Source organism: Bacillus sp. JZ109 (assembly GCF_053903135.1).
The window spans coordinates 2,149,137-2,164,525 of the sequence record NZ_CP096388.1; the positions used below are offsets into that span (position 1 = coordinate 2,149,137).

2 protein-coding genes are annotated in these 15,389 nt (G+C 46.5%); both read left to right on the forward strand.

Translation table 11 applies throughout. The features are described from left to right. The first annotated feature begins 8 nt into the window (after positions 1–8). The gene (ppsB, locus tag M1D94_RS11475; RefSeq protein WP_456270251.1) at positions 9–7,691 is read left to right on the forward strand and encodes a plipastatin non-ribosomal peptide synthetase PpsB; all 7,683 of its coding nucleotides are present in this window, start codon (positions 9–11) and stop codon (positions 7,689–7,691) included. Positions 7,692–7,707: 16 nt separating this feature from the next. Beyond that, positions 7,708–15,375: a plipastatin non-ribosomal peptide synthetase PpsC gene (gene ppsC, locus M1D94_RS11480; RefSeq protein ID WP_424935095.1), complete on the forward strand. Its 7,668-nt coding sequence runs from the start codon at positions 7,708–7,710 to the stop codon at positions 15,373–15,375. The last annotated feature ends 14 nt before the right edge of the window (positions 15,376–15,389 follow it).

A 15,389-nucleotide genomic window follows, 5' to 3' on the forward strand; every position in this document is an offset into this window, starting at 1 on the left:
TGGAATTGATGGCACAATCGGCACAAATTCAAGATATTTATCCGTTATCGCACATGCAGGAAGGAATGCTGTTTCATTCATTAATGGATTTCAGCTCGAAAGCATATATCGAACAGACCTCGTTTACGATCACAGGGAATCTATGCGTCGACTCGTTTCAAAAGAGCTTAAACCTTCTTGTTTCTAGATATGATATTTTCAGAACGATTTTCATTAAAGAAGTACCAGATCTTACAGGTCCGCAGCAGGTAGTCTTATCAAACCGGGAATTGACAGTATATAGAGAAGATATTTCTCGCCTGGCTGATCAAGAACAGCAGGCGCTGATTGATGCTTTTATGACTAAGGATCGGGAAAAAGGATTTGATTTGCAAAAAGATCCTTTAATGCGTCTTGCCCTTTTTGATAGAGGAGACAGCCAATATACATGTGTCTGGACACATCACCATATCATCATGGATGGGTGGTGTCTCGGCATTATTCTTAAAGAGTTTTTCAGCATGTATGATTCGCTCAAAAATAACTCACCTGTACAGCTTGGCAGCACGGTGCCGTACAGCCGTTATATTGAATGGCTCGGAGAACAAGATCAAGAAGAGACTGCTGCCTACTGGAGCGAATATTTGAAGGAGTACGGCAATACTGCTTCTATTCCCCGAATAAGGCGCCGCACGGCAGAGGGGGATTATAAAGCCGCCCAGGTCAGCTTTTCATTAGCGCCGGATATGGTTGAGAAACTGACAGAGGCTGCCCAAAACTGGGGAGTGACATTAAACACGCTGTTTATGAGTATTTGGGGCGTGCTGCTCCATCGATATAATGCTGCAGATGATGCCGTTTTTGGCTCCGTCATTTCGGGACGCCCGTCAGCGATTGACGGGATTGAATCAATGGTCGGCTTGTTTATCAATACTGTTCCAGTGCGAATCCGATCTGCGGAAGGCATAACGTTTTCTTCGCTGGTCAAAGCCGTGCAGGAGGATATTTTATCATCTGAACAGCATGGGTATTATCCGCTTTATGAAATTCAAAACCATAGTCCATTGAAGCAAGGGTTGATCGATCATATTTTTGTTTTTGAAAATTACCCTGTACAGCTTCATCAGGCATTAAGCGTGGAGAGTGAAAATGACGAAGGCGCTCTGAAGCTGAGTGACATTTCAATGTCGGAACAAACCAATTACGACTTTAATATCGTTATCGTTCCGGGAGAATCATTTTATATCAAATTCAGCTACAACGCAGACGTTTACGAGCGGGAGGAGATGCTGAGGATTCAGGGGCATCTAAAGCAAGCACTGGATTGCATTTTGACAAATCCCGATGTTGCCGTCAGTGACATCAATATCGTGCCGCCGGAGGAGCAACAGGTTATCCAATCGTTTAACGAAACTGAGCGTCCTTATGTGAACAAAACGATACCCCAATTGTTCGAGGAACAAGCCCGCAAAACACCTGAAGCGGCAGCATTAAAAATGGGAGACGATTGCTGGACCTATCGCCAATTAAATATAAGAGCCAATCAGATTGCGCACGCCCTGATAGAAAAAGGCGTTGGATCTGGAGATATCGTTGCTGTAATGATGGGCCGGTCAATGGAAATGCCTGCAGCTCTGCTTGGGATTTGGAAAGCAGGCGGCGCTTATATGCCGCTTGATCCACATTTTCCAGCAGAACGTCTTTCTTTCCTGCTGAAGGACAGTCAAGCGGCTCAATTGCTGATAGAAGAAGACCTTATTTCTTTGATCCCTCCGTCCTATGAAGGAAATACGATAACGATAGAACATACAGAAAGTTACCAAACAGAAGCTCCAAATATGCCGCCAGGTGATCTAGCCTACTTGATCTATACGTCGGGAACGACGGGGCGCCCTAAAGGGGTTTTAGTTGATCATCACGGTATTGCCAATACATTGCAATGGAGACGGGAAGAGTATGGCATGACCGAACAGGATATATCCCTCCATTTGTTTTCGTACGTGTTTGACGGCTGTGTAACGAGCTTATTTACCCCGCTTTTATCCGGTGCGTGCGTACTGCTGACAACAGATGACGAAGCGAAGGATGTGCTGGCCCTTAAGCGAAAAATAGCCCGTTATAAGGTCAGCCACATGATCATTGTTCCTTCCCTGTACAGGGTGTTATTGGAAGTGATGACTGCTGACGATGCAAAAAGTCTTCGTATTGTGACATTTGCGGGTGAAGCGGTCACGCCTGATCTGCTTGAGTTGAGTCAAATGATTTGTCCTTCTGCAGAACTGGCAAATGAATACGGGCCCACAGAAAACAGTGTGGCAACAACAATATTGCGGCATCTGAATGAAAAAGAGAGGATCACGATTGGACACCCGATCAGAAACACAAAAGTATTTGTTTTGCACGGAAATCAAATGCAGCCGATCGGCGCTTCAGGTGAACTGTGTATTTCCGGCGCGGGTCTTGCGAGAGGATACTACAAACAGCAAGAGCTGACACAGAAAGCATTCTCTGATCATCCATTCCTTGAAGGAGAGCGTTTATACCGAACAGGTGATGCAGGCCGCTTTTTGCCTGATGGAACGATTGAATATATTGGACGTTTTGATGATCAAGTAAAAATTAGGGGTTACCGTATTGAACTGAGAGAGATTGAAACAGTTCTTCGACAAGCACCGGGGGTAAAGGAAGCCGCGGTACTGGCCCGTGATGTTTCTGCTGAGGAAAAGGAGCTTGTTGCTTATATCGTTCCAGAAAAGGGAAACAGCCTCCCAGATTTGTATCAGCATCTTGCCGGGACATTGCCGTCCTATATGATCCCAGCAAGTATTATCAACATCAGCCGGATGCCATTAACATCCAGCGGCAAGCTTGACAGGTTTGCGCTTCCTGAACCAGAAAACAATACGAGTGTCACATATATGGCGCCCCGAACCTTAATCGAAGCTGATCTCGCACATATTTGGGAAGATGTGCTGAATAAACAGCACATCGGCATTCGTGATGATTTCTTTCAGTTAGGCGGACAGTCCTTAAAAGCGGCCGCACTGGTATCAAGAATACATAAAAAGCTTAATGTCGAGCTGCCGCTCAGTGAGGTGTTTTCTTATCCGACGGTTGAAAGCATGGCGGTCAAATTGATGAGCTTAAAAGAACACGCTTTTACACAGATTGAACCTGCGGATCAAAGAGATGTCTATCCGCTGTCTTTCTCGCAAAAACGATTATATGCTCTTCATCAGCTGGCAGATGCCAGCACAGGTTATAACATGCCAGCTGTACTTGAATTACGCGGAAATCTGAATCGCCAGCGGTTGAGAAGCGTTCTCACAGAACTTGTGAATCGGCATGAAGCATTACGGACTGTTTTTGTGCTTGACAGAGACGAGCCTGTGCAGATCATTTATCCAGAGATAGCTTTTGATCTAAAAGAGCTTGAAATGGAATCAGAACAAATGCTTGAGTCTGCAATCGAGACCTTTATCAAACCGTTTGATCTATCATCCGGTCCGCTTTTTAGAGCATGTGTCATTACAATCGGCAATCACCGCGGCTTTTTGCTGCTCGATATGCACCATATTATTGCCGACGGTGTCTCGATGAGCACTCTTGTCCAAGAATTTACTGACTTATATTGCGGAAAAGAGTTGCCAGCTTTAAACCTGCATTATAAGGATTTTGCTGTTTGGCAGCAAGAGAAGCACCCGAAAGAGCTATACAAAAAACAGGAGGCCTACTGGCTTGGTCAGCTTGGCGGGAGTCTTCCTACACTAGAATTACCGCTTGATAAAACAAGGCCGCGTCTCCCTGATTTCAGCGGTGGAACAATTGAAGTCAACATTGATAAAGACACGGCTGATGAACTGCACCGTTTAATGGCTGAAACGGGAACAACATTGTATATGATTCTTCTGGCTGTCTATTCTATTTTGTTATCTAAGCTAAGCGGGCAAGAGGATATTGTTGTCGGTTCGCCTGCTGCCGGAAGACCGCACGCTGATCTGGAGCGCGTCATCGGGATGTTCGTCAATACATTGGCGATGCGCAGCAAGCCCGAGGGCCACAAAACGTTCAGCTCCTATTTGCAGGACATTCGCCACCTGGCTCTGACCGCTTACGAGCATCAGGATTATCCTTTTGAGGAGCTGGCAGATAAGCTCGATACAAATCGAGAGGTAAATCGCAACCCGCTGTTCGATGCGATGCTTGTGCTTCAAAGCAGTGAAGATTTCCGGTTCGAAGTGCCTGGTCTGTCGATTTCGTCTGTCACTCCTAAACATGATATATCTAAATTCGATTTAACATTACACGCTGAGGAGCATCCGAGTGGAATACGCTGCCGTTTTGAATACAGCACTGCTCTTTTTGAAGAAGAAACCATTACGCAGTGGGCATCCTATTTTATTGAATTGGTGAAAGGGGTAACGGCGGATACCGAGATGAGAATTTCGGACATGCAATTGCTTCCTGCTGCAGAGCGTAGGTTGCTCCTTGAAAAAATGGGACAGTATGCGGCTTATCCGAGAAATGAAAACATAGTAAGCTTATTTGAAAAGCAAGCCGCTAAATATCCGGAGCATATCGCAGTAGTGTGCGGCCATTCTCAGCTTACGTATCGAGACCTGAATGAAAAAGCCGAGCGGGCAGCTGCTATGCTGATCAAACAAGGGGTGAGAACTGGGGATATCGTCGGTCTGATGCTCGATCGGTCACCTGATATGATCATTGGCATTTTATCGATTTTAAAAGCTGGAGGGGCCTATTTGCCGATTGATCCTGAATATCCCAAGGAGCGTATTAGCTTTATGCTCAATGACAGCGGAGCAAAACGGCTGCTGACAGAGCGCGGTCAAAACAAACCTGCAGACTACACCGGGCATATTTTGTATATCGATGAATGTGAAAACGACTCAATTCCGGCTGATGTAAACATTCAAGAAATAGTAACGGATCAGCCCGCATACGTGATATACACATCTGGAACGACTGGCCAGCCAAAGGGCGTCATTGTCGAGCACCGCAATGTGATCAGTCTCTTGAAGCATCAAAACCTGCCTTTTGAATTTAACCATGAAGACGTCTGGACGTTATTTCATTCTTATTGCTTTGATTTCTCTGTATGGGAGATGTTCGGTGCACTATTGAACGGAGGTACATTAGTCGTGGTCTCTAAAGAAACAGCCCGTGACCCCCATGCATTCCGTTTATTGTTAAAAAAAGAGCGCGTAACTGTACTCAATCAGACCCCGACTGCTTTTTACGGCTTGATGCTTGAAGATCAAAATCATACAGATCATTTAAGCATCCGCTATGTGATTTTTGGCGGCGAAGCCTTACAGCCCGGATTGCTTCAAAGCTGGAATAAAAAATATCCTCATATTGATTTGATTAATATGTACGGTATTACAGAAACAACGGTCCATGTAACATTCAAAAAATTGTCCGCAGCAGACATTGCAAAAAATAAAAGCAATATCGGACGGCCGCTTTCAACTCTGCAGGCTTATGTGATGGATGCTCATATGAATCTGCAGCCGATCGGAGTTCCAGGGGAGCTGTATATAGGCGGCGAAGGTGTGGCACGGGGATATCTCAACAGAGATGAGCTGACCGCTGACCGTTTTGTATCCAATCCTTATCTTCCGGGAGACAGATTATACCGAACAGGAGATCTTGCTAAGCGCCTGTCAAATGGCGAGCTGGAATACTTAGGCCGCATTGATGAGCAGGTGAAAGTCAGAGGGCACCGTATTGAGTTAGGCGAAATCCAAGCGGCACTTCTTCAGTATCCAATGATTAAAGAGGCGGCTGTCATTACCAGAGCAGACGAGCAAGGGCAAACAGCTATATATGCATATATGGTGATAAAAGATCAACAGGCTGCGAATATATCAGACATCCGAACTTACCTAAAAAACGCCTTACCTGACTTTATGCTGCCTGCCCGTATGATACAAATTGACAGCATCCCGGTGACTGTTAATGGAAAGCTCGATCAGAAAGCCCTGCCAGAGCCTGAAAAACACGCTTATACAGCTGATGATATCAGTCCTAGAAATGAGATTGAAACGGTGATGGCTGAAATTTGGGAGGAGCTTCTTAATGTAGATGAGCTGGGTGTAAGCGCCAATTTCTTTGAGCTTGGCGGAGACTCTATTAAAGCGCTGCAGGTTTGTGCCAGACTGAAGCAGCGCGGATTTGAAACGACAGTACGTGAGATGTTTGAACATCAGACTCTTGGTGAACTGTCCGCCCGGGTTCGAAAAGACGTACGCGCCATTGACCAAGGCCCGGTCGAAGGCGAGATTACTTGGACACCTATCCAGCAGTGGTTTTTCTCGCAATCTCTGGAAAGCCATCATTTTAACCAGTCCGTTATGATCTACCGGGCTGAACGATTTGATGAGGCTGCGCTTAGAAAAGTACTAAAAAGCCTTGTGACTCATCATGATGCACTGAGAATCGTATGCCGGCATGAAGATGGCAGGCAGGTGCAGATAAACAGAGGGATAGATCTTTCAGATGAGGAGCTATATGCACTTGAACTGTTTGATGTAAAGGATAGCCTAACAGAAGCACGGTACACGATTGAGGAAGCAGCCAGCCGGATGCAAGAACATATTCGTTTGGAAACCGGCCCCTTACTTCACGCTGGATTGTTTAGAACCGAGAATGGTGACCATTTATTTCTGACGATTCATCACTTAGTTGTTGATGCGGTTTCCTGGCGCATTTTGTTCGAGGATTTTTCAGCTGCTTACAAACAGGCAGTCTCAGGAGAATCTATTAAACTGCCGCAAAAAACAGATTCATATTTAACGTATTCACAAAGAATAGTTGACTACTCTAAAAGCCGCCAGGTGCAGCGCGAAGCAGCGTACTGGGATGAGTGCGAGAGCCGTCACATCCAGCCTATTCCAAAAGACAATGACGCAGCATCTAACACATTCAAAGATACAGAAGTGATTGATTTTGAGCTATCTCGCCATCACACAGAATTACTACTAACGGCTGCACATAAAGCTTACAGTACGGAGATGAATGATATCCTTCTGACAGCTTTAGGTCTTGCTTTGCAGAAATGGACGGGAAATAACCAATTTAAAATCAGCATGGAGGGCCACGGAAGGGAATCATATCTTGAGGACATCGATATTAGCAGAACTGTTGGCTGGTTCACCTCTATTTATCCTGTGTGGCTTGATATGAGAGATTCCGATCATAAGGACAAAGAAGAGCGGCTGGGCCACCTTATTAAACAGACAAAAGATATGCTGCACCGTATACCGCATAAAGGCGCGGGCTACGGCGTGCTGAAATATATCAGCAAAAGATGGGGCTCTCAGAAAAACAGCCCAGAAATCAGCTTTAATTATTTAGGCCAGTTTGATCAGGATATTCAATCAAATGCCTTTGAGGTGTCTGACATCAAGCCAGGAAATGAGATCAGCCCGAACTGGGAGCGTCCTTATGCACTGGATATCAGCGGCGCCGTTTCTTCGGGGTGCCTGAACATGCACATCATCTATAACAGGGTTCAATTTGAGGAAAAAACAATCCAAACATTTTCCAGGCATTTTAAACAGACTCTGGAAAACATCATTGAGCATTGTACCGGCAAAGAAAACCGAGAGTGGAGCGCATCTGATTTCACTGATGAAGACTTAACGCTTGATGAATTGAGTGAGATCATGGGAGCCGTCAACAAACTATAGGAGAGGAGATTCACTGATGCCGCAGCAACCTGAAATACAGGATATATACCCTTTGTCATTTATGCAGGAAGGGATGCTTTTTCACTCATTGTATGATGAGCAGTCGAGAGCTTATTTTGAACAGGCTTCTTTTACGATCAATGGACAGCTTGACTTGGAGCGTTTCCAGAAAAGTATGGATGCTGTTTTTGACAGGTACGATATCTTTCGAACAGCATTCATCTATAAAAATGTAGCCAAACCTCGTCAAGTCGTGCTCAAGCAACGTCATTGCCATGTTCATGTTGAAGATATTTCTCATCTCAATGAAAAAGATAAAGAACATTGTACAGAGGCATTCAAAGAACAGGACAAATCAAAAGGCTTTGATCTCCAAACGGATGTACTGATGAGAATATCTATTTTAAAATGGGCGCCTGATCATTATGTCTGTATCTGGAGCCACCATCATATTTTAATGGATGGCTGGTGTTTAGGCATCGTCATTAAAGACTTTCTCCATATTTATCAAGCGCTTGGAAAAGGGCAGTTTCCTGATTTGCCTCCCGTACAGCCGTACGGGACGTATATTAAATGGCTGATGCAGCAAGACCGGGAAGAAGCAGCTGAGTATTGGAAAAAGAGGCTTCAGCATTTCGAAAAAGCTTCACCTCTGCCTAAAAGAACAGATCAAATGTCGGATGGGACATTACAGCAGATCACGTTTACCATTCCTGAAAAAGAAACCTCCGAATTACAGAAAATCGCTGCAGCATGTGGTGCGACACTTAACACTGTTTTCCAAGCTTTATGGGGAATCATGCTCCAAAAGTTCAATCGTCGCGACGATGCTGTATTCGGATCAGTTATATCAGGCAGACCTTCTGAGCTAAAAGATGTGGAAAACATGGTCGGACTTTTTATCAATACCATTCCTATTCGAGTCCAAAGTGATTTTCTGTCTTTTTCTGACCTAGTCAGCGGAATGCAAAAGGACATGACTGAAGCAGAAGCGTATAGTTACTTCCCTTTATATGACATTCAGGCGCAGAGCGCTCTTAAACAAGAGCTGATTGATCATATTATCGTCTTTGAAAATACACCTACTCAACAAGAGATTGAAGAGCTGAATCAAGCTGGATCATTTGATTTCTCCGTGAAAGATTTTGAGATGGAAGAGGTAACTAATTATAGATGCAGTGTCAAAGTGATCCCAGGGCGTACTTTGTACGTTCGGATTCATTTTCATACAGGCACTTATCAACCAAATATGATGTCCGAAATAAAAGATTATTTACAGCACATGATCTCTGACGTCATCTCTGATCCATCTCTTCCTGTGTCAAAGATGACATTGCTAGATGAGGACAAAACACGGAAAATCGTTTCTCAAAATAACAGGACAGTATCTGTTTCACCTGAAGCCCCAACCTTGCATGGGCTGTTTGAACGACAGGCGGCAGTCACACCGGAGCGGCCAGCGATTCGCTTTTCAGGCGGTTCGCTGACATACGCTGAGCTTGATATGTACGCCAGCCGGCTGGCTGCGCACCTTGCGGCACGCGGCGTCTCAAACGAAAGTATCGTCGGTATCCTGTCTGAACGCTCACCTGACATGCTGATCGCTGTCCTTGCTGTCTTGAAGGCCGGCGGGGCGTATTTGCCGCTTGATCCTGCGTATCCAAAGGAGCGGCTGAGCTACATGCTGAAAGACAGCGGGGCATCGCTCTTGCTGACGCAGCCGGGATGCTCCGTACCGAACTTTTCCGGAGAGACGCTTGAAGTGGACATGACATCTCTTGCGAGCGAAAAAGCAGAAAACCATCTGTTTACTCCTGCTGACGGCGGTTCTCTCGCCTATGTCATCTATACATCGGGCTCTACCGGTCAGCCGAAAGGAGTGGCCGTTGAGCACCGTCAGGCTGTTTCTTTTCTGACCGGCATGCAGCACCAGTTTCCGCTTTCGGAAGATGACATTGTCATGGTGAAAACCTCTTTTTCCTTTGATGCGTCTGTCTGGCAGCTGTTTTGGTGGTCGCTTTCCGGCGCTTCGGCTTATCTGCTTCCGCCCGGCTGGGAGAAAGATCCGGCATTGATCGTAAAAGCCATTCATCAGGAAAACGTGACAACGGCTCATTTTATTCCGGCTATGCTGAACAGCTTTCTAGATCAAGCGGAAATGTTAGCGCTCGGTGACGGGACAAACCTAAAGCGTGTATTCGCCGGAGGTGAACCGCTTGCGCCGCGTACGGCAGCCCGTTTTGCTTCTATCTTGCCACAGGTATCATTAATCCATGGTTACGGGCCGACAGAAGCAACGGTAGACGCGGCATTTTACGTGTTGGACCCAGAACGGGACAGGGACCGCTTGCGGATTCCGATCGGGAAGCCCGTACCCGGTGCGCGTTTGTATGTTTTAGATCCACATTTAGCCGTACAGCCTTCTGGTGTCGCCGGCGAACTGTACATTGCCGGAGCGGGTGTTGCCAGAGGTTATTTGAATCGGCCGGCATTAACGGAGGAGCGTTTTCTTAAGGACCCGTTTTACCCGGGTGAACGCATGTACAAAACCGGGGATGTGGCGCGCTGGCTCCCTGACGGGAATATTGAATTCCTCGGGCGCACGGATGATCAGGTGAAAATCCGCGGCTACCGGATTGAGCCGGGAGAGATTGAAGCGGCACTAAGAAGCATAGAAGGCGTAAGGGAGGCGGCCGTTACCGTACGGACAGACAGCGGCGAGCCGGAATTATGCGCTTATGTAGAAGGGCTCCAAAGAAACGAAGTGCGGGCACAGCTTGAGAGACTGTTGCCGGGCTACATGGTCCCAGCCTATATGATAGAGATGGAACAGTGGCCGGTTACGCCAAGCGGAAAGCTCGACCGAAACGCCCTGCCAGCTCCTGACGGAGCGGCAGATGCGGAGACCTACACAGCGCCGAGAAACGTGACTGAGATGAAGCTTTCTCAGCTGTGGGAGGACGTGCTGAAAAATGGCCCTGTCGGGATTCACGACAACTTTTTTGACCGCGGGGGACATTCCTTAAAAGCAACAGCGCTTGTCTCACGGATCACCAAAGAATTCGATGTACAGGTGCCGCTAAAAGATGTGTTTGCCCATCCGACGGTAGAAGGACTGGCTACCGTTATCCGTGAAGGAACGGACAGTCCATATGAAGCGATTAAGCCCGCTGAAAAACAGGAAACCTATCCGGTTTCCTCTGCCCAAAAACGGATTTATGTCCTTCAGCAGCTGGAGGACGGAGGGACAGGCTACAATATGCCGGCTGTGTTAGAGCTCGAAGGGAAGCTCAACCCTGAAAGGATGGACAGAGCTTTCAAAGAGCTGATCAAGCGCCACGAGTCGCTTCGGACCTCCTTCGAACAGGACGCAGGAGGCGATCCGGTGCAGCGCATCCATGACGAGGCGCCGTTTACGTTACAGACTACAGTTCTCGGCGCACGAACCGAACAGGAGGCCGCAGCCGCATTTATCAAACCGTTTGATCTCAGCCAAGCGCCGCTGTTCCGTGCCCAAATCGTAAAGGTATCAGATGAGCGGCACCTGTTGCTGGTGGATATACATCACATCATTTCAGACGGTGTTTCCGTCAACATTCTGATTCGGGAATTCGGCGAGCTGTACAATAATCGGAAGCTTCCGGCACTGCGCATTCAATATAAAGATTATGCCGTATGGCAAGAAGGATTCAAAACAGGAGACGCGTACAAAACGCAAGAGGCGTACTGGCTGAAGCAGCTCGAGGGCGAGCTGCCTGTGCTGGATCTTCCGGCTGATCATGCCCGCCCGCCGGTGCGAAGCTTCGCTGGTGACAAGGTCTCATTTACGCTGGATCAAGAGGTTGCATCAGGCCTTTACAAGCTGGCACGAGAAAACGGAAGCACACTGTACATGGTGCTCCTTGCAGCTTACACCGTGTTCTTGTCACGCTTAAGCGGACAGGAAGATATCATCGTCGGCTCGCCAATTGCCGGCCGGCCGCACAAGGATCTTGAGCCGATACTCGGCATGTTTGTGAACACGCTGGCGCTTCGGACACGCCCGGAGGGCGGGAAGCCATTCGTACAGTATTTGCAGGAAGTGCGTGAGACAGCATTGGAAGCCTTTGAGCACCAGGATTACCCGTTCGAAGAGCTTGTTGATAAGCTTGAATTGACACGGGATATGAGCAGAAATCCGCTGTTTGACGTAATGTTTGTTCTTCAAAACATGGATCAGGAATCGTTGGAGCTGGATGAACTTTGTCTCAAACCTGCAGCAAACAATGGGCATCAAACGTCCAAATTTGATTTAACCCTATATGCCCAGGAACAGCCCCACGGTTTGCTGACGTTCCAAATGGAGTTTAGTACTGACTTATATAAGAAAAAAACGATAGAAAAGTGGCTTCAATACTTCATCAATATGTTACTCTCCATCATCAAAGACAACAAAGCCGCTCTCGGAACAATAAATATCCTGAATGAGGATGAGACCCATTACCTTATCCACGAGCTCAATCGTACAAAAATAAATTATCCAAGAAATGAAACCATCAGCAGACTCTTTGAAATGCAGGCTGAACAAACGCCTAATGCTGTCGCAATTGTCAGCGACACCCAAGTATTTACTTACGAGGACCTGAACAGCTGGGCAAATCAAATTGCCTCAGTTCTACAGATTAAGGGCGTAGGGCCTGATAGTGTTGTAGCCTTGTTGACAGGCAGAACACCAGAACTCATTGCAGGAATGCTGGGCATTCTGAAAGCCGGGGGAGCCTATCTGCCTATTGCTTCTGATCTGCCTGTTGAACGAATAGCTTATATGCTGTCAGACAGCGGGGCGGCATTACTCCTTCAATCTGAAAAAACAGAAAAACAACTATTAGACATTGAATGTGAACAAATCATAATCGAAGATATTCAAAAGCAAGGAAAAACGAAGAACGTTGATTCTTCAGCAGGGCCACATTCACTCGCATATATCATTTATACCTCTGGATCAACCGGTAAACCAAAGGGTGTCATGATTGAGCAGCGAAGTGTAATTCGTCTTGTTAAAAACAGCAATTATATTACATTTACACCTGAAGACCGCCTTCTGATGACATCATCAATCGGTTTCGACGTTGGGTCATTTGAAATTTTCGGACCGCTGCTAAATGGTGCCGCTTTGCATCTGTCCGATCAACAAACATTTCTCGATTCCCATCAGCTTAAGAGGTACATAGAACATCAAGGAATCACAACGATTTGGCTGACATCTTCTCTATTCAATCATTTGACAGAGCAAAATGAACAAACATTTTCACAGCTGAAACATTTGATTATTGGCGGAGAAGCTTTGTCGCCGAGCCACGTCAATCGAATCAGAAATGTCTGCCCTGAAGTATCGATATGGAATGGATATGGCCCTACCGAAAATACAACTTTTTCGACATGCCTTCACATTCAAAAAACATATGAACTTTCCATTCCGATCGGGCGGCCGGTTGGTAATTCCACCGCTTTTATCTTAAATCAATGGGGAGTGCTGCAGCCGGTCGGAGCTGTCGGTGAACTTTGTGTCGGCGGAGATGGCGTCGCCAGAGGATATTTGGGCCGTCCTGATCTAACGAAAGAGAAATTTGTCCCACATCCATTTGCATCTGGCGATCGACTGTATCGCACAGGTGATCTGGCGCGCTGGCTTCCTGATGGCACAATTGAGTACGTTGGGCGTATTGATGATCAAGTAAAAGTCAGAGGCTATCGGGTGGAGCTGGGTGAAATCGAATCAGCACTTCGTCAAATAGACGGGGTCAAAGAAGCCGCAGTGTTAGCACGTACAGCCCAGACCGGGAGCAAAGAGCTGTTTGGCTATATCAGCGTAAAAGCAGGCACGAATGCTGAACAAGTACGTTCACTTCTCGCGCGTTCGCTGCCAAACTATATGATCCCGGCGTACATTATTGAAATGGAGACTCTCCCGCTCACATCAAACGGCAAATTGAACCGAAAAGCACTTCCTGAACCAAATTTCACATCTAAACAAACGTACGCTCCACCTCGAAATGACCTTGAAGACCAACTTGTGTTGATCTGGCAGGAAGTTCTCGACATCCAGAGGATCGGAATAGAGGATTCGTTTTTTGAATTGGGTGGAGATTCAATCAAAGCCCTTCAAGTTTCTGCACGCCTTGGGCGCTATGGACTAAGCTTGCAGGTAAGTGATTTATTCCGTCATCCAAAGATAAAGGACTTATCACCATTTATCCGTAAGTCAGAGAGAATCATAGAGCAAGGACCCGTTCAGGGTGACGTTCCTTGGACGCCTGTTCAGCAATGGTTTTTTTCACAAGATATTGAAGAAAGACACCATTTCAATCAGTCTGTCATGCTATTCCATTCTGGACGTTTGTCTGAAAACGCCATTAGACCAGCCTTGAAAAAACTGGCGGAGCATCATGATGCGCTTCGGATGGTTTATCGCAACGATGATAGGCGATGGATTCAAATCAACCAAGGCATTCATGAGTCACAGCTATACAGCTTAAGAATCTCTGATCTTTCACAGTCAGAAAGCGGCTGGGAGACGAAAATCAAACAAGAAGTTGCAGATCTTCAGCAAAGCATCAATTTGCAGGAAGGACCATTGTTGCACGCCGCTTTGTTTAAAACACTGACCGGAGATTACTTGTTCCTTGCGATCCATCACCTTGTCGTTGATGGTGTCTCATGGCGGATTTTGCTGGAGGATTTGTCAGCCGGATATCAACAAGCTGCTGCAGGCCAGACGATCCAGCTTCCACCTAAAACGGATTCCTACCAGGAATACGCAAGACGCATACAGGAATATGCCCAAAGCAGTAAGCTGATTCGCGAAGAGGCGTATTGGCGAAGTGTAGAAGAACAGCAAGCCGCAGAACTGCCATATGAAATACCGCATCATGTGAACATCGACTCCAGCAAAAGGGACTCATTAAGCTTTTCACTGACTGAAGCAGACACCGCCGTCTTGCTGCAAAACGTCAATTACGCCTATGGCACAGATACACAAGATATTCTGTTAACCGCAGCATCCTTGGCGATTTGTGAATGGACAGGCGGAAGCAAGCTCCGTATCGCTATGGAAGGACACGGGAGAGAACACATTCTGCCAGAGTTAGATATCAGCAGGACGGTCGGCTGGTTTACATCCATGTACCCGGCCCTCATAAGCTTTGAAAATCATAGGGATGAGCTCGGAACCGCAGTAAAAACCGTTAAAGATACACTGGGCCGGATACCAAACAAAGGGGTAGGTTACGGTATGCTGAAATACCTTACACATCCTGAAAATAAAAGCATTACGTTTTCAAAAACACCTGAAATCAGCTTTAACTATTTGGGCCAGTTCAACGACATCGAAAGACAGGACACCTTCCGTCCATCAAGCCTTGGAAGCGGAAAGGATATCACTCATACATGGAAGCGTGAGCAAATCATTGAGATGAGTGCAATGGCAGCAGACAAAAAGCTCCATTTCAATCTTAGTTATCCGCCAGCCCGCTTTCATAGAAACACAATGGAGCAGCTTATTAACAGGATTGAACACTTTTTGCTGGACATTATGAAACACTGCGCCGGTCAACAGAAAGCTGAAAAGACACTGAGCGATTTCAGCAGTCAATCATTAACGGCAGAGGACTTGGACAGCATATCCAGCTTGGTGGAAGAATTGTAGAAAATCGTGACAGG

Bases quoted from the DNA above. Each gene is read 5' to 3' on its own strand.
- ppsB (WP_456270251.1), top strand. From the start codon at position 9: ATGGCACAATCGGCACAAATTCAAGATATTTATCCGTTATCGCACATG.
- ppsC (WP_424935095.1), top strand. From the start codon at position 7,708: ATGCCGCAGCAACCTGAAATACAGGATATATACCCTTTGTCATTTATG.